This window comes from Vibrio sp. E150_011, assembly GCF_053544015.1.
In genome coordinates this window covers 42534-59511 of the sequence record NZ_JBHFOL010000009.1, presented here as the reverse complement: position 1 = coordinate 59511, position 16978 = coordinate 42534, and the positions used below count along the sequence as shown (strand labels likewise).

Annotated in this window: 14 protein-coding genes; 5 read left to right on the top strand and 9 right to left on the bottom strand. The window is 43.3% G+C overall.

What is annotated here, in order from left to right:
- Nucleotides 1–105: 105 nt before the first annotated feature.
- Nucleotides 106–858, bottom strand: coding sequence for a tRNA-uridine aminocarboxypropyltransferase (locus ACE1OE_RS14785; RefSeq protein ID WP_372060682.1), 753 nt, complete (start codon nucleotides 856–858; stop codon nucleotides 106–108).
- 91 nt (nucleotides 859–949) lie between these two features.
- Here ACE1OE_RS14785 and ACE1OE_RS14780 point away from each other — a divergent pair, with 91 nt between their 5' ends.
- Entirely contained in the window at nucleotides 950–1735 is a 786-nt protein-coding gene (locus ACE1OE_RS14780; protein WP_449211512.1) for a sterol desaturase family protein, read from the top strand.
- Nucleotides 1736–1756: 21 nt separating this feature from the next.
- On the opposite strand, the gene ACE1OE_RS14775 is transcribed toward ACE1OE_RS14780, so the two are convergent.
- Nucleotides 1757–3799, bottom strand: coding sequence for a methyl-accepting chemotaxis protein (locus ACE1OE_RS14775; RefSeq protein WP_449211511.1), 2043 nt, complete (start codon nucleotides 3797–3799; stop codon nucleotides 1757–1759).
- A gap of 148 nt (nucleotides 3800–3947) precedes the next feature.
- Here ACE1OE_RS14775 and ACE1OE_RS14770 point away from each other — a divergent pair, with 148 nt between their 5' ends.
- Nucleotides 3948–4418, top strand: coding sequence for an NlpC/P60 family protein (locus ACE1OE_RS14770; RefSeq protein WP_372060276.1), 471 nt, complete (start codon nucleotides 3948–3950; stop codon nucleotides 4416–4418).
- Between the two features lie 91 nt (nucleotides 4419–4509).
- Here ACE1OE_RS14770 and ACE1OE_RS14765 read toward each other — a convergent pair whose 3' ends face one another.
- Together ACE1OE_RS14765 and ACE1OE_RS14760 are read right to left on the bottom strand one after the other, a co-directional pair.
- Complete coding sequence (locus tag ACE1OE_RS14765; RefSeq protein WP_102467870.1) at nucleotides 4510–4854, bottom strand: DUF3802 family protein; 345 nt, start codon at nucleotides 4852–4854, stop codon at nucleotides 4510–4512.
- Between the two features lie 160 nt (nucleotides 4855–5014).
- The gene (locus ACE1OE_RS14760) at nucleotides 5015–5566 is read right to left on the bottom strand and encodes a DUF1439 domain-containing protein (protein WP_449211510.1); all 552 of its coding nucleotides are present in this window, start codon (nucleotides 5564–5566) and stop codon (nucleotides 5015–5017) included.
- A gap of 361 nt (nucleotides 5567–5927) precedes the next feature.
- Here ACE1OE_RS14760 and ACE1OE_RS14755 point away from each other — a divergent pair, with 361 nt between their 5' ends.
- Nucleotides 5928–7532, top strand: a complete 1605-nt coding sequence (locus tag ACE1OE_RS14755) for an ABC-F family ATPase (protein WP_102467872.1) — start codon at nucleotides 5928–5930, stop codon at nucleotides 7530–7532.
- A gap of 90 nt (nucleotides 7533–7622) precedes the next feature.
- On the opposite strand, the gene ACE1OE_RS14750 is transcribed toward ACE1OE_RS14755, so the two are convergent.
- Nucleotides 7623–8543: a homocysteine S-methyltransferase family protein gene (locus tag ACE1OE_RS14750; RefSeq protein ID WP_449211567.1), complete on the bottom strand. Its 921-nt coding sequence runs from the start codon at nucleotides 8541–8543 to the stop codon at nucleotides 7623–7625.
- A gap of 277 nt (nucleotides 8544–8820) precedes the next feature.
- On the opposite strand from ACE1OE_RS14750, the gene ACE1OE_RS14745 reads away from it, so the two are divergent.
- Nucleotides 8821–10089 carry an O-acetylhomoserine aminocarboxypropyltransferase/cysteine synthase family protein gene (locus ACE1OE_RS14745; RefSeq protein ID WP_449211509.1) on the top strand — a complete coding sequence of 423 codons (1269 nt, stop codon included), beginning with the start codon at nucleotides 8821–8823 and terminating at the stop codon, nucleotides 10087–10089.
- A 139-nt stretch (nucleotides 10090–10228) separates the two neighbouring features.
- Here ACE1OE_RS14745 and ACE1OE_RS14740 read toward each other — a convergent pair whose 3' ends face one another.
- From ACE1OE_RS14740 to ACE1OE_RS14725, 4 genes are all read right to left on the bottom strand, one after another.
- On the bottom strand, nucleotides 10229–11260 hold the full coding sequence (locus ACE1OE_RS14740; RefSeq protein ID WP_449211508.1) for an ABC transporter ATP-binding protein: 1032 nt from the start codon (nucleotides 11258–11260) through the stop codon (nucleotides 10229–10231).
- A 17-nt stretch (nucleotides 11261–11277) separates the two neighbouring features.
- Nucleotides 11278–13410 carry an ABC transporter permease gene (locus tag ACE1OE_RS14735; protein ID WP_449211507.1) on the bottom strand — a complete coding sequence of 711 codons (2133 nt, stop codon included), beginning with the start codon at nucleotides 13408–13410 and terminating at the stop codon, nucleotides 11278–11280.
- Nucleotides 13411–13460: 50 nt separating this feature from the next.
- Nucleotides 13461–14480, bottom strand: coding sequence for an ABC transporter substrate-binding protein (locus ACE1OE_RS14730; RefSeq protein WP_449211506.1), 1020 nt, complete (start codon nucleotides 14478–14480; stop codon nucleotides 13461–13463).
- Nucleotides 14481–14691: 211 nt separating this feature from the next.
- Complete coding sequence (locus tag ACE1OE_RS14725; protein WP_449211505.1) at nucleotides 14692–15603, bottom strand: phosphatidylinositol-specific phospholipase C/glycerophosphodiester phosphodiesterase family protein; 912 nt, start codon at nucleotides 15601–15603, stop codon at nucleotides 14692–14694.
- A 449-nt stretch (nucleotides 15604–16052) separates the two neighbouring features.
- On the opposite strand from ACE1OE_RS14725, the gene ACE1OE_RS14720 reads away from it, so the two are divergent.
- Nucleotides 16053–16919: a fructosamine kinase family protein gene (locus ACE1OE_RS14720; RefSeq protein WP_102532406.1), complete on the top strand. Its 867-nt coding sequence runs from the start codon at nucleotides 16053–16055 to the stop codon at nucleotides 16917–16919.
- Nucleotides 16920–16978 lie beyond the last annotated feature (59 nt).

The window sequence follows — 16978 nt, the reverse complement described above, 5'->3', positions numbered from 1 at the left end:
TTAGACATTATCCATATCCCTACCCCCTCAAACCGTGACTCAACCCAAAGTTATCCCCTTGGTCGAGCTACTTGGTCAACAAGTCAGCACAATATCGAGTGTACTTTAGAGCGACGTCTCGTTTCTGATGAGTGCGATGTATTTATGCAAGTCCGGTCTTGTATGGTCAACCGAATATCGGGTTTTGCTCATCATGTAGCTCTCTCTAAAAGCCGCAAACCAATGGTCTAACACTCGAGCCATATTCGTCTCACCAAATTGCTCAAACACCAAACTCGCCACTTCTGCCGTCGCTAAATGCTCTTCAATATCTGATTTTCTCATTACGTAGTTGGACATCACTTCGGGCTTGATTGAGCAAACGGGAAATCTATCAAGGTATGGTGATTTTCGAAAAATACGTCTTGCCTCTCGCCAGCTTCCATCTAAAAAAATGAACAACGGCTTCTTGACGGTCATCGCGACGTTGTCTTTATTATCAGTGCTCAATAGCCTTGATTTATCATCCACATAATCTTCCGGAAACACGACAATCGGCTGATAGGACTCATCGTTTAACAACGCGAGTAGACGCGGATCAGGTTCTGTGCGGCGCCAAGCGAAAGCGTAACCCTCTTTCACCGCATCCAGAATCAACCGTCCAGTATTACTAGGCTTTAAAATTTCGTTATCCGAAACCAGCAGTAACACGGCGACATCCGACTCTACGTCGGGCTGATGTTCGCAGATACAGTATTGCTGCGCGATTTGACATTGTGGGCAACGTTTAACCTTAGCTCCGCGAGCGTTGAAAGGCTTAGTGGCGATCGCGAGTCGCTCGTTGTACATTCGGTGGAAGGCGTGAAGTCTCATTTTTATGGTAATCTTAGGGCAGATGGCGGGATTCTAACCTCGCACTCTATATTTAAACAGCGGAAACCGTCATTTAAGTAAAGGAAATAGCAAATTGATGGAAAATAGCGACGCTTATCGACTGATCATCTTCGTCACTGTGCTGGTTGTTTGTGCCGTCTGGGAATATCGAGCCCCAAGAAAAGCGCGAACTCGAACTCGACAACTGCGTTGGAGTAATAATCTGGGATTGGTTGGCCTTAACTCGGTTCTACTCGCGGCTGTTATGCCTGTTCTCGCGATCGACGCTGCTTATATAGCCCAGCAACACCAAATCGGTCTATTTAATCAATTCCAACTCTCAGCATGGCTTTTGGTGCCACTCGGGGTTGTGCTTCTCGATGCGGTTATCTATTTCCAGCACTTACTATTTCACCGCATACCGCTACTATGGCGCTTGCATCGTATGCACCATTCTGACAGAGACATAGACGTCACAACGGGCGCAAGGTTTCATCCCATTGAGATCCTATTGTCGATGTTGATAAAAATCGCAGTAATCACCGCACTTGGCTTGCCTCCTCTCACTGTATTGCTATTTGAAATCATATTGAATGCCAGTGCCATGTTTAACCACAGCAATGGATTTCTGCCCCTGTCACTCGATAAGAAACTTCGACGACTTATCGTGACACCTGACTTTCATCGTGTTCATCACTCTATCTTAGTGGAAGAAACCCATTCAAATTTTGGTTTTTTTCTATCCGTATGGGATATCCGCTTTGGTACCTATCGCGAACAGCCAGCACGAGGTCATGATGACGTTGAAATTGGCATTCCTCAATTTAGTAACCCAAGCGAACAGAGGCTGGATAAGATGCTCACCCAGCCTTTTCGAGAATAAACACTGGCCAAGGAAGGATGATCAATGACGCTGTACCAATTCATATTTGTGAAGCATGGCTTGTTGGTGACCGGCAATATCAGCCACTTGCTCGGCACTTTCTACCATCGACTCTAATTGTAAGTTCGCGTTTTCAGCCTGCTCGCTGACATGCGAAATGGAACGCCCAACCTCGGCCGTCGCACGTTCTTGTTCCTCCGTCGCAACCGATACTTGTTCTACACGCTGGCGAATTAAGGCAACCGCACCTTCTATGTCCTCGAAAGAGGTTTTTACACGTTCGCTCGATATTAGCGCTTGATTCATTTCGTCACGAGACTCCACGACAGATTGGCGAGATTCTTGAGCGGCCTCTTCGAGCTCTGACATCATTTGTCGAATATTCGTCGTTTGGCTCGATGTGTCACTGGCAAGTTTTCTAACTTCGTCTGCTACCACCGCAAAACCACGCCCCATTTCACCCGCTCTCGCGGCCTCAATGGCTGCATTTAAAGCCAAAAGATTCGTGTTGTCGGCAATACCACTGATCAAATCCACCATTTTTTGAATCTGTTTCACTTTGTCGTCAAGCTCATTCATAGATTCGGCATTGCTGCTGAGCGTCGTCTCCAAAGAAAGCAAACGTTCTCGATTAGATTCCACCGCTTCTAGACCGATAGTGGCAAAGTTTTCAGCTTGCTGTGAATCAGTAAATGACGCGTTAGTCACCGACGATATTTCATTAATGGACGCTTCTAGTTGCGTCACTGTGGTCACCATACTTTCCAACGAGGTATTTTGCTCTCGCATGCTGTTGCGAGTTTCTTCGGCCGCGCCATGACTGATTTCCGCGGTTTGATACAGGGTTTCGCAGTTTCTTGTCACCATTTCAATCGAATCATGGGTTGAGTTGATTACCAGGTTTAGCTTATGAGCAATATCCTGCATCTCTGTTGGTCCAGTTAGCGAGACATTACTCGTCAAATCATGCTGTGTCAGTGTCTGTAATTGGCTCGTGATATTTTTAAGCGAACGATTCACCCAGCGACGCAGCATAAAGAAGAGTAAAACGATCGCTGCAATCAAAATCGCCGTCGCCACAAATAAACTGTAAATATTGAATTGAATCGTATCGGTCACTACCGCTTTACTGCTATCAATCAACGTTGATGCGGTTGTCGAAATATCCGTTAATAGGTTTGTCGTCTCGTCGGCAAGCACCGTCGCTCGCGATAGCTGCTCTTGTTGCTCTTCCACCAACTCTAAACGTTCCAAGATTTGACGCAGCACGCCATCAGACTTAAATCCTTCTTGAACCATACTAAATGGCGCCGTTAAGCTTGCGAACTCTTTGACGTCGGGTTGCCATTGAGAAAAATCATCAAAGGCCAAGTCGATACCCGCAATACGATTACGCATTTCACGATATTCATTTTTCGCTTTTTGTAGCTCGTCTTGCATCATCAATACAAGAAAAGTGCTTTCCATCGAACTCGCACTGGCAATAAATCGACTAGCGGCATCTGATGCCATCGGGTTGTCCTGAGCGAGAATCAAGCTGATACGGTTCATTTCTGGGCCAATAGAACTAAGGCCATATCTAAAACCCACTACGTCTTTATCTATTTGGCTCTTCATAATTAGAATTTGTGACTGTAGCGCTAATATCGATTGGGTAAGGGATTGCAGTTCAATTATTTTTTCACTTAATTGCTCACGTTGTTCAATAGTGACCGCATTATCTAACGTACCTGCAATATCAAAAAGGCTTCTGACTCTTCTGTCACTCTGCTGGGCTAAAACATTGATCCGTTGCTGTGTAATGTCGAGCTCATCCGTTGCCGTTAATTGCGTACCATAAGCCAGCAATTTAACTTGTTCCAATACGTCTTGCGTGAGCGATGCATTGTTCATTGATAACGGTAATGCTTTATCTGACAAATTGTCGAATTGCTGCTTAACTTGAGTAAGTCCGTTCGCACTAAGTAGGCTTAATCCAACAAAAAAGGAAGCGATGAGAGTAAAAATGACGCTGAGGGAACGTATAAGTGAGGTCGAGCCTTTCCTAGTTTTCGAGGGAGTCATGCAAAATCCGTTACATTATGTCATACAAACGATGCCCTCCCACAATCGATGAGTATTAGACAACCATTTGAATTGGTATAGAATTAATAGGAATACTAGTTATTCTCAATGACAGATTTATTACACTTTTATTGAATGAAGATGACAAATGAAAATTCATAAGCTATTGATATGTTGCAGTATAGTTGCCGCTTTATCGGCGTGTTCATCTTCTCCGGAACGCCCAACGCATACGCAACAGTCTTACAACTCCCCTAATAATGCCCCCTTTTTAGCCGAATATAAAAAGTGGCAAGGTGTGCCTTATCGATTGGGAGGGACCAACTATAGTGGCGTAGATTGTTCTGCGTTCGTACAAGCGGTCTATAAAGATGCGTACTCAGTAAGCCTACCTCGTACCACCGCTCAGCAAATCAATATCGGCAGTAAAGTCGGTTACAACGATGCGAAAAGCGGTGATTTGGTCTTTTTTAAGACCGGTTACAAAACGCGCCATGTCGGTATCTATTTAGGTGGGAATACGTTCATGCATGCATCAACGTCAAAGGGCGTCATCATGTCGCGATTGGATAACCCATATTGGGCCTCCACATTTTGGCATTTCCGCTCAGTCAACTAGCTTTTTATGAACCTATAAGCTAAACGTACTCATGAACACGTTAAACTAAAAAAGAGGCCAAATAGCCTCTTTTTTATGTCATTTTTCACCGCTAATCGTACTTTGCAACCGCCGTGTCAAACAGGTTTTTCACCAGCGCGATGTATTCTTCAAGAAAGAACACTTGTTCGTTAGTGGCATTTTTATTCCATACACCCGCTAAGACTTCTTCAAGGTCTTGGATGACCAAGTCGACTTCTTTTAACAGTTTAAATCGTACGCTTGAATGAAGCTCAGGGTTTTGTTCAAACAAAACAATAATATTGGATGCCACCATATCCGTTGCTACGTCTTCAATGGTTTCAGATCCAGTGTCCCCGACTTGCGAGGTAAACACGTCCAAATTCATAGCAAGGTGTTCTATCAATGCTTGATAGCCGTCTGTCTCTACAACCACGACTGATCTCCTAGACACTACTTAAAGGTTAGTATTAAACATACCAAAGAAGATTAATCTATGTAAGCATTTGATTTAGAAAACGAGTGTATTCTTTTCTAGCTTTGCTTTAACTCACATCTACCCTGCTATTCCTGCCTTGAAAACGTCCGTCTCAAAATCAGTTAAACAGCTCTATGACCAGTTTGTTGTCTTTTATCACTAAACTTGGCTCAGCGGACTTCAACAAGGCTTGCTTTACCTGAGAGGCGTCAAGCTTATAAACAGGATGCTGCGAAAGCGCATAGCCGATCATAGAAACAGCAGGATTAATGAGAGCCTTCATTTCAGGCGTCAGCAATTGGCTTTTCTCGTCGAAGCGCTCTAGGCGCAGTGCTTTCAGATAGACCTCCCCGGTGTCGGCTTGATACTCAGGAACGGCGCTAAATTCAATATCAAGATCTAATCCCACGCTTTTCGAGTTGAGCATCTGCACTTTCGCATTGGTATTTGCAAACACGGAAATCCGCTCAGCATCGGCTCGACCTATCTTAACGTCCAGATCTTCGATGGAGACCTGTGCGTACATCACATTTTCAATCCCTACCGATTGCTCGTACTGTACAGAGTCTTGTAGATAGTTGGTCATATCTTGTTCCGTGATGCTGTAACTTGCGCAGCCTGAAAGCATCACTGTACCGATTGTCATAGCAAGTTTTTTTATCGCTTCCATTTTTATGTACTCCAACTTATCTCGATCTGTTTCTGCTTAGCGTATTAATCACTATATGTTATTCAGTAGGTCAGTGCATGTCCGTTTTTGATACACCCCAATTCTCACTGCTTCCTTAGATATCAATCAATGAGAACTCGCATCAATTCCATAATTCCTCCCCCCTATAAGAATGTTCTCAATGGCTTTTAAAGTGTCGCGTTGTTTTACCCTAAATCTTCTTTTGTGACTTATCTCTCATGTCTGTTAATTGTCTAATAAATCTGTATAATTCGCCGCGTAATAATATGTACTTTCATTTCCGTTGATTTGCTGTCTCACAATAAGTAGATCGACAACTATAATACCTAGGAATACTTCTTTGATATCTACCGCTAATATCACCATGCAATTCGGCGCTGAGCCGTTATTTGAAAACATTTCAGCTAAGTTCGGTAACGGTAATCGTTACGGCTTGATTGGCGCCAATGGATGTGGCAAATCAACATTCATGAAGATTCTTAGCGGTGCATTAACTCCGAGCTCCGGAAATGTCTCGATTACTCCAGGGCTTAAGCTTGGTGTCCTAAGCCAAGACCAATTTGCCTTTGAACAGTACAACGTTATCGACGTTGTCATCATGGGCGATCGCAAGTTATGGGAAATAAAACAAGAACGCGACCGTATTTATTCACTTCCAGAAATGAGTGAAGAAGATGGCATGAAAGTGGCCGAGCTTGAAAGTGAATTCGCTGAAATGGATGGCTACACCGCAGAAAGCCGTGCCGGTGATATTCTCATCCAAGCGGGTATAGAAGAAGAGTTTCATTTCGGTTTGATGCAACAGGTTGCGCCCGGCTGGAAACTGCGTGTTCTTCTCGCTCAAGCATTGTTTGCAAACCCAGATATTTTGCTACTTGATGAACCAACCAACAACTTGGACATCAATACCATCAACTGGCTTGGCGAAGAGCTCAACCAGCGTAAGTGTACAATGATCATCATTTCGCATGACCGTCACTTCTTGAATTCTGTGTGTACACACATGGCTGATATCGATTATGGCGAGCTTCGCATTTACCCTGGTAACTACGAGTACTTCCTAGAGGCGTCTGGCCTGATTCGTGAGCAACTGCTTGCTGGAAATGCAAAGAAAGCAGAAGAAATCAAAGAACTACAAGATTTCGTTAACCGTTTTGGTGCAAACGCTTCAAAAGCAAAACAAGCAAGCTCTCGCGCCAAAAAAATGGACAAAATCAAGCTAGACGAAGTTAAGTCAACCAGTCGTATTAGCCCATCGATTGATTTTGGTGAAGGCAAGAAATTACATCGCCAAGCATTAGAATTGCAAGATCTCGGTCATTCTTTTGATGACGAGCTGCTATTCGAGAAAGGTAATCTACTACTAGAAGCCGGGACTCGCTTAGCGGTTATCGGTGAGAATGGTGTGGGTAAAACAACACTATTACGCTGCTTAGTTAATGAGCTTGAGCAAACAGCTGGCGTTGTTAAATGGTCTGAAAATGCATCTATCGGCTACTGCCCACAAGACAGCACCGCTGACTTTGATAATGACCTTAGTATCTTCGATTGGATCTCACAATGGCGCACCGTTAAGCATGATGACCTCATGGTCCGCGGTATTCTAGGCCGTTTATTGTTCACCGCTGACGACGCCAACAAAAAGGCGAAAAACTGCTCTGGTGGAGAAAAGAACCGCTTGTTGTTTGGTAAATTAATGATGCAAGACGTGAACGTTCTTGTTATGGATGAACCAACCAACCACATGGATATGGAAGCCATTGAGTCACTCAATAATGCGTTAAAGAAATACGAAGGTACATTGATTTTCGTTAGCCATGACCGTGAGTTTGTTTCTTCTCTTGCCACTTCCATCATTGATGTAAAAGACAAAAAATTGGTTCAGTTCCAAGGGACGTATAATGAGTACCTTGCACACCAAAAGAAAACACTGGCGCTAGGATAATCTAAAAGTAATTTAGCTTGCTTGCTGACACGAAAAAGGCAGGGATACCTCATGGTAATCTCTGCCTTTTTACTATCCAATATACTGACTCTACTCGGTTAAGCTGCCTTGCCATTGTGAAAGTGCTTTTATATGCTTTGGGCCTATCCCACAACAACCACCGATAATTGAAGCCCCCAATTCATGCCAGCGTTTGGCATAAATCAAGTAGTCATCAGGTGACAGTTCCCGCATGGATTGAAGTGTGCCATTGGCTTCATGCCCCGATACGATTGGCATGAAATTATTCGCGTAAACGCCAATCGCCATCTCATATGGGGCATTGCTATTCGCTATCTGGTTCGCAATGACTTGGTTTGCATCTTGTATCGCCTGCTCCATAACTTCAGGTACTGAGCAATTAAACATGATCCCTTGCACATTGTTTCTACAGGCCAACATGACCGCTTCAGTGACAGTGTCACCCGATCTTAAGCTCGCGACTGTCGTCGCAGTGTCATCCAAACTGAACGCATAGAATGTAGTCTTATCTGAAGTTTTCAAAATCGAATGTGTTATCTCAAACTCTTTCAGGCTTGAGATCGTCTCTACAATCCACATATCGACATAAGGGGCTTGCGCGTCAAACAAGGTTTGAATGATCGAGCGAGCTTTGTGCTCTTCGAACAAATCCGGACGATAACTCCCTAATGGCGGAGGAATAGCACCCGCAACTTGCACTCGTCCATTACCGGTAGACGTCGCAACTGAAGCCGCTATCTCTGCCGCTTGTCGCGCCAATATCGCCCCTTCTTTTTGATAGCGCGCCTCACCCAAGTGAAACGGCACGCAAGCATAGCTATTCGCTATAATAATCTGAGCACCTGCATCAATGAAATTTTGATGCGCTTTACGGACATAATCTGGTGACTCTATTAGCGCTTGAGCACTCCATAGAGGTTGTGAAAACGGAGCGCCTATTTCTTGAAGCTCTCGCCCCATTCCGCCATCCAATATTGTTAATGGTTTCATAATATCGCGATCTAAATTATTCATTGAACTCAGCCTTGAGAATATCAGACAGCGTAGCCTAGTGCCATTTCAGAATTTTCCTCTATTGTAATAACAGCAAAAGACGTGATCTCACCGGTTGACTCATTCATCGTATAAATTAAATAATGGAGACTATTGGTTAATATCATGCCCCCCTATACCACGACATAGGGTTGCTATCTAATGACTCGCTCGTACCCAATTGGCAGTATGATGTCAGGAGCGATAAAACATCACGACTATTCAAGGAAGAACGATGAAAGACGAAACCCTTTCGATTCATTTTGGTTATGAAACCGACCCAACGACAAAATCTGTTGCCACACCCATCTATCAAACCGTCGCCTATGAATTTGATAACGCGCAGCATGGTGCCGATCTGTTCAACCTGGAAGTACCGGGGAATATTTATACCCGCATCATGAATCCTACCAACGACGTTTTAGAAAAACGAATGGCTGCACTAGAAGGCGGAATTGCCGGATTAGCGGTCAGTGCAGGCAGCGCTGCGATTAATTATGCCGTGTTAACCTTGGCACAAATCGGCGATAATATTGTTGCTACCCCGCAATTGTACGGGGGATCGTACACCCTTTTTGCTCATATGTTGCCAAACCAAGGCATCGAAGTTCGCTTTGCTAAAGATGATAAACCGGAAAGCTTGGCGGAACTCATCGACGATAGAACAAAAGCTATCTTCTGCGAAAGCATTGGTAACCCTGCAGGTAATATCATCGATTTGGAGCGCGTTGCAGAATTAGCTCACGCGCAAGGTGTGCCCGTTATCGTCGATAATACCGTCGCGACGCCAGCGCTTTGTAAACCTATTGAATTTGGCGCCGACATTGTCGTTCACTCGCTGACTAAATACGTAGGTGGTCACGGAACAACGTTAGGTGGCATGATTGTCGATTCAGGCAAGTTCCCATGGTCAGAACATAAAGATCGCTTCCCTGTTTTCAATAAACCCGAACCCTCATATCACGATGTCGTTTATGCCGAAGCCTTTGGCGAAGCCGCCTTTATTGGGCGAGCTCGTACCGTTCCACTTCGTAACACCGGGTCTGCACTCTCCCCAATGAATGCGTTTATGCTCATTCAAGGGCTAGAAACCTTGTCTTTGAGAATGGAGCGTCACACTGAGAATGCGCTTAAGGTCGCACAATATCTATCAAATCATGACAAAGTCGCGTGGGTTAATTACGCAGGACTACCCGATTCTCCGCATCATGCACTTGCTGAAAAATACATGAAAGGGAAACCTTCGGCTATCCTCTCGTTTGGATTAAAAGATGGCTACGATGCCGGCGTGCGCTTTTATGATGCGCTTGCCATTTTCAAACGCTTAGTCAATATTGGCGATGCTAAGTCACTGGCGTGTCACCCAGCGTCTACCACCCATAGGCAACTCAACGAACAAGAGCAGAAGCAGGCGGGCGTTTCTCCAGAAATGATTCGTCTTTCTGTGGGTATTGAGCATATCGACGATATTATCGCGGATCTAGAACAAGCACTAAATACCTGACCTAAATATTGGCACTGTATGTCAAGACTATTGGCAATAAGTTGTAATCAATTGACTGTCTATACGTGATTTGGCTGAGGGAGACTCTTAAGGAAAGAGCCTCCCTCTTGTTCCTAACCATATTCACTGACGTTGGGGGTTACGCTTGTACTTGAATCAAATGCTGCGTATTTATATGGAGATAAACATCATTTGAGACCGCCACACGCTCATCATGTGACGGTTGAGTCACCAACAGTGGGCCGAATGAGGTTTCAATTTCGTATTCCATTTTACTACCTAGATAGGTCGCACTTAATACTCGCCCTTTAAGGTCGCCTCGCTGCCTACTTATCAAAATCAGTTCCGGACGAATCGAAACTACCGCATCCGTTTCATCATCCGCTTCAATTTCGACGCTCCAGTCACCAGCAAAAAACCGTCCTTGTCCAATTTTGCCTCTAATCAGATTAGCGTCGCCTATAAAATCGGCCACAAATCTTGAGTTGGGTTGGCGGTATAATTCTTCTGGGGTTCCAATTTGTTCAATTTTCCCATCTTTCATTACGACGACTTTATCCGAAACCGCGAGTGCCTCTTCTTGATCATGAGTGACGTACACAGCCGTAATGCCGAACGTCTGTTGCAACTCTCGTATTTCATTACGAACTTTTCTTCGTAATTTAGCGTCCACGTTAGAAAGCGGTTCATCAAACATAAGAACATCGGGTTGCTGCACAATCGCTCTTGCGACCGCAACTCGCTGTTGTTGCCCTCCAGAAAGTTCCGACGGATACCGCTGTGACAACCCATCCAAACCTATCAACGACAACACTTCATTAGCACGTACAGTCGCTTTTTTCTTACTCTCTCCGCGCGTAACTGGAGCATACACCACATTGTCCAATACCGTCATGTGAGGGAACAACGCGTAAGACTGGAATACCATTCCTACATTACGATCCGATGCTGACAGCTGACTCACATCTTTACCGTCGATGAAAATCGTTCCAGACGTCGGCAACTCAAGCCCTGCAACCAGTCTCAACGTGGTTGTTTTTCCACAACCAGATGGTCCAAGGAAAGTGACAAGTTCACCTCGATTAATGGTCAGATCAATACCACGTACTGCAGTAGAAGCACCAAACTTTTTTACTACATTGTTTAATTGAATTGCCACATTATTAGTCATTCTTATTCCTTCATTCATCACAAGCCGTTCGTCACTTCAACGAATTCTGTTTCACGTCGACAGCGTTGTTTTTTTGAACCAACACCGACAGTAATTAAAGCGATCACCAACATCATAATGAGCATTAGTACCGCGGAGTAAGTGATTGCCAACGCATATTCACCACTTTCTACCCGCCCCATAATGTAAGCGGTCGCCATATTGTGACGCGCACTAACAAGGAAAATAACGGCTGATACAGCAGTCATAGCCGTCACAAACGCATAGACAGTCGCAATAAAAACTGCAGGTCGAATGAGGGGTAAAACTACGCGACGTAAAGTCGTAAAACTGTTTGCTCCCATAGTTTGCGACGCTTCTTCCATCGATTTATCTATCTGGGATAACGCAGCAACGCCAGCTCGCATGCCAACGGGCATGTTTCTAAACGCAAAACAAATCACTAATATAACAAGCGTCCCAGTGATATCTATTGGAGGTACGTTAAAAGCCGCAACATAAGACACACCGACTACCGTTCCTGGAATCGCAAAACTTAGCATGGTAATAAGTTCAAATTGACGACGACCATAAAAGTTCTGTCTAGTCACTAACCATGCCGTCAAAATGCCAAGCACCGCAGTAATTGGAGCAGCCAAGCCGGAGACCCACAATGTCGTTTTTAAAGAATTCCAAGCGGAGCCATAAAATTCAAGACCATTACTAGTAATGTTAAAGGCAAATGCAGTAGAAAGGTGTGACATTGAGGGAGTTAAATCCCAGCGACCGATGTCTTTAACAAAGCCGCCAATTAACACAATCCCGTAAATCGCTAAAGTAAGTACAATAAAAGGCACGACAATAGTTAGCGAACTGCGTTGAAGACTTATTGGTAGCGGTACAATCGAACCAGCATCCGACTTTCCTGTTACCGTGACATAACTTTTGGACCCGAGCCAACGCTTTTGTAACCAAAAAGCAATAAGCGTTAGAGTCAATAAAATTAAAGAGAGTACCGCAGCATTTCCTAAATCATAGCGCGCACCTACCACCGCAAAGAATATCTTAGTCGACAGTACTTCATAATTGCCACCCAATACGATCGGGTTACCAAAATCAGACAAGCTTTCAATAAATGCCAACAAAAATGCGGCTGCAATACCAGGTTTTAACAAAGGTAACGTCACATGATAAAAGGTCTGCAATGGTTTAGCTCCCATAGTATGAGACGCCTCGTCTAACGTTGGATTAATAGACTGAAGCGCACCTTGAATCACTAAAAATGTAACAGGGGTAAAAGCAAGTACTTGTGCCATCAATATGCCAGGCAAACCGTAGAGCCACCGGGTCGGTGTCAAGTCAAACACATCGGCCGCTAAGCCCGTAATCAAACCGCTTCGTCCGAATAATACGATGATCGCAACACCAACAACAAAAGGTGGCGTTATAATAGGTAAGATCGCGAAACCGCGCAGTATGTTCTTATGTTTAAAATCAGAACGCACAAATAATAATGCCAGTGCTAAACCGAGCATCGTAGCCAATGTCGCCGCAAGCATTGCCAATATAAGAGAATTAATAACGACGCCACAGCGCCCTGTACTAACAATACAATTGAGTTGCCACAATTCTTGAGCTGTTACCTTTGGAAGTACATGCGCAATCCCCCACTCACCATTAGGTTGCACAAAAGCAGTCAAAATTAACTTGCTGATTGGAAAAAATACAAAAGCAATCAATAGAGCAGAAATAAACACAATTGCAGCACTGGAAAAGCGATCCCCTTTGCATAGACCACGTAATGAAAGTGCGTGTGACAAAAAACCTAAACAAGCAATTAAATACGTATATCCCCCCCAGCCCAATCCTGTTTGGCCTTCGGTCGACAAGGGGAATAAGTGTTGCAACGCATTAGAAGAGGTGCCGTCTAAGGGAATGAGAAACGCTTGAGCAACACTGAATGTTAACCCAGTTAAAAGTATAGCAATCACGCTAAGCTTTCCTGATTCACCACGAGGAAACACCATCATCGCCAATATTAGCGGAGTGAATATGCTTACCCATAACCAATCTAGACCACCAAGAGCGTTAACTAACGCACTGTCTAAACCAATTGAAGTGGGAAGGGCTGGCACTTTGTACCATGGTAAAAGCGTAACAGCTATGCTCATTAGAAAGAGCCAGCAAATGCTAGCTCTTTGAGAGTGATTAAGACGCGACATTACAATAGTGATCCAATTTCATCATCCCATCGTTTTAGAAGACGCGAACGCTCTTCAGATGACCCATATCGTTTAAAATCGTAATCAATAAGCTTTATGTCCTCGAGCCTTGGTGCCTCTTTAGGCGTCATTGCCATCTTGTTTGATGGGACTTGGTACGAATCAGCTTGAACCGCCAGACTTTGCGCTTCAGCAGTTAGCGCCCAGTCATACCAAACTTTTGCAGTTTCAGGGTTTGGCCCATTCTTAATGATGCTCATCGACCCAATCTCATACCCTGTTCCTTCGCACGGTGATACTGTAACAATGGGTGAGCCTTGTGTTGCTTGAGCAACCGCATCATGCATAAACACAATTCCAACTGCAGTTTCACCTGTTCCTGCCGCGCGGATAGGCGCACTTCCGGATTGAGTATATTGATTTATGTTTCCGTTCAATTTTTTCAAATAATCAAATGCTTCCTCTTCACCAAACAACTGAACCATTGTTGCCAGCATAGTGTAAGCCGTACCTGATGAATTTGGATTGGCTACTTGTATATCGTCAGCGAATTCCGATTTCAATAAATCAGACCAGCACTGAGGATAATCTTTGCGGACTAAATCACTATTGAAACCAAAACCTAATCCACCAGCATAGATGCCTACAGTGTGATAATTTGATGCTTCAGCTTGGCGTACAGACCAGTCTTGAAGTTCTTCAAGTTTGTTTGATTTATATTGGGCAGTAACACCTTCTTCAGCGGCTTGTAAATGAGGGTCACCTGTTCCTCCCCACCATATATCACCGCGTGGCTGACCACTTTCTGCGCGTATTTGAGCATACGTTTCACCAGAAGAACGTCGGGTCATCAAGACATTTATTCCTGTTTCTTTTTGAAATGAGTCCGCCATAACTCTACACCAGTTTTCATCAGACGAGCAGTAAACAACCAGCTCTTGCTCACTGGCCACAACGGTCTCAACAGGGATGAAAGCCGTCGTTGCTGCAAAACCCAAGGTCAATAATTTTGTTCTCATATCTTATTCTCTTAACTTATTCTCTTAAAAAACCGCAATATAATATAGGGAGTCACTAATCATTCTTAAATTAAATCAGCGTCAGATTAATTAGCGTACACACCACAAATTACCGTCATTTCTTTTGGTGATTTTTAAATGGCCAACTCACCAATCAATATAAAACAAAACGTACCCAACAATAAGTGAATATATACTTACCATTAAGTCATTACATCTTTTCCCATTCACCATGCTCTAACCAATCCACTGATGGAATAGCAGGTGTTGGGTCATTATCAAGTAACCAAGTATGAAGTTCGTTTTGTAAATCAGTATTGATAAAGTCGACATCACCTTCGACCAACCCTTGCCAAATATATGTATTAAATTCGACATCATCTATTTTTTCAGGTGTTGCCCAAAATCGAATTTTTTGATTATTAGCATGAGCAACATCTGTTATACGAATTAACTCATCAAGTGCACTTTGTGGCCACGGCCCTTCACCCTTGTAATTATCAAATTCAGGCTTATCAAAATAATTAAAGTTATTACTAATTAAGGGCATCAATGTCGAAGGGTATAGATCTTCATCAACATTGTTAATGCGACCATCAACAAACGAGTAACGCAAATCCATCGATTCCATTTCATCAATAGGTCGATTACCCGAAATGATTGCAGTAACAGGGCCTTGATAGACAGTACCGTTGTCGTAGCGTGTAAACACTTCAGGGTAGCGCTCCAATACTTTCTCTACTTCACGCCATGTATTTAGACCACCTGATTTTATATCAATCAAAAGGACGACTGAGTAATCCCAATTATCATAGAAAGTAGAACCCATAGATTCAACGTATTCTACTAATGGTTCGATGTACATGCCTTCAAACGTTTTATCTTTATTCAATTCCCAAAGATCGTGACCAATTAACACTTCATTACTAATCAATGGTTGATACCACACATCGGCTTCAAAACTACCAAACCCTTTTTTCATCGCGCCATAAAAAGGTTCATCCAAATGATAGTCATTATGAGAATGGGATCGTACCGTAAGTGCCTTGGTTACTTCTTCTGAGTCTTCACTCACTATGTTGCACGCTGACACAGTAATTGCCACTGCAATTAAACATGACATTCTAAATAAATCTCTCACTACCCAAACCCCATATGTACATTTAAAAATAAAAACTTCAAACCAATAATGAGGAGAATATATTTCATTCAGACTATAGTTAAGTTAAATAAATACGAACAGAAAACTAGACAAGATATATATCATTCAATTAATAATAATCCCTTGCAATATAAAAACCAAACATTCACAAACAACTTTTAATAATTTCAACCTTACACCAATACGTATTTAATACTACTCACAACCCTCGCTAAGGCTGTATAACAGTCGCGAATATTTAAAGTAAATCTTAGTCATATCGAGAGCCTATTCGATATCATATTCTTCAACTACATCGAACCTTCATCTGTTGCACAAGGTGCTTTAAATGACAACGCTGTGCCGATTATCACTGTATACCTCGTCAAGGTGTTCTAAAATACAAAGAGATTGATTAACGGGAGTGGCGTATGTGGCAAGCGATTTCAGACCAACTATCAGACACATTGATGTTCAAATTTAACATCAGAGAGCATGTAAAAATGGAAGGTGGCGACATCAACCAATGCTATATGGTGAGCGATGGTGAGCAGCGCTATTTTATCAAAACCAATCATAAAGACTTTCTACCTAAATTCGAATTAGAAGCAGAAAACCTGCACTCCCTTCGAGAAACCAACAGTGTTCAACTCCCAGAAGTCGTGTTAACAGGTAAAACTAAAGAATGTGCCTTCATCGTACTCAACTACATCCCGGTAAAACCGTTAGATGTGGCAGAAAATAGTTATCGCTTTGGGACCCAGCTTGCCAAATTGCATAAGTGGGGTGAACAAGCTGAGTTTGGTTTTGACCACGATAATTATATTGGTGAAATCGTACAACCAAATCAATGGCATAAAAAATGGTCTCGTTTTTTTTCCGAGCAACGCATTGGTTGGCAACTTCAACTCCTCAAAGAGAAAAAAATCAGCTTCACACACATCGGTAATTTTGTCGACTTAATCAATGAACAGCTCGCAGGTCATAACCCAAAACCCTCTTTATTGCATGGTGATTTATGGAACGGTAACGTTGCCAATACCGCGTTTGGTCCCCTTTGCTTTGACCCAGCCAGTTACTGGGGAGACAGAGAATGTGATCTGGCGATGACTGAGTTATTTGGCGGCTTCCGGCCGGAGTTCTATCAAGGCTACGAAAGTATTCTCGCAATTGAACCTATGTATGAATACCGGAAAAATATCTATAATTTGTACCATGTACTCAATCACTGTAATTTGTTTGGTGGGCAGCACTTAGAAGAAGCTGAAAAGTTAATCACCACGATTCAAGCATCATGATACCCATCATACTTCATTACGGTTTAAGCCCCTTGCAGTAAAATAACAGCGGCTTAACG

What these genes read in the sequence shown, in the direction of transcription:
- ACE1OE_RS14780 (WP_449211512.1), top strand. Translation starts at nt 950, where the DNA reads ATGGAAAATAGCGACGCTTATCGACTGATCATCTTCGTCACTGTGCTG.
- ACE1OE_RS14775 (WP_449211511.1), bottom strand. Translation starts at nt 3,799, where the DNA reads ATGACTCCCTCGAAAACTAGGAAAGGCTCGACCTCACTTATACGTTCC.
- ACE1OE_RS14770 (WP_372060276.1), top strand. Translation starts at nt 3,948, where the DNA reads ATGAAAATTCATAAGCTATTGATATGTTGCAGTATAGTTGCCGCTTTA.
- ACE1OE_RS14760 (WP_449211510.1), bottom strand. Translation starts at nt 5,566, where the DNA reads ATGGAAGCGATAAAAAAACTTGCTATGACAATCGGTACAGTGATGCTT.
- ACE1OE_RS14750 (WP_449211567.1), bottom strand. Translation starts at nt 8,543, where the DNA reads ATGAAACCATTAACAATATTGGATGGCGGAATGGGGCGAGAGCTTCAA.
- ACE1OE_RS14745 (WP_449211509.1), top strand. Translation starts at nt 8,821, where the DNA reads ATGAAAGACGAAACCCTTTCGATTCATTTTGGTTATGAAACCGACCCA.
- ACE1OE_RS14740 (WP_449211508.1), bottom strand. Translation starts at nt 11,260, where the DNA reads ATGACTAATAATGTGGCAATTCAATTAAACAATGTAGTAAAAAAGTTT.
- ACE1OE_RS14735 (WP_449211507.1), bottom strand. Translation starts at nt 13,410, where the DNA reads ATGAGCATAGCTGTTACGCTTTTACCATGGTACAAAGTGCCAGCCCTT.
- ACE1OE_RS14730 (WP_449211506.1), bottom strand. Translation starts at nt 14,480, where the DNA reads ATGAGAACAAAATTATTGACCTTGGGTTTTGCAGCAACGACGGCTTTC.
- ACE1OE_RS14725 (WP_449211505.1), bottom strand. Translation starts at nt 15,603, where the DNA reads ATGTCATGTTTAATTGCAGTGGCAATTACTGTGTCAGCGTGCAACATA.
- ACE1OE_RS14720 (WP_102532406.1), top strand. Translation starts at nt 16,053, where the DNA reads ATGTGGCAAGCGATTTCAGACCAACTATCAGACACATTGATGTTCAAA.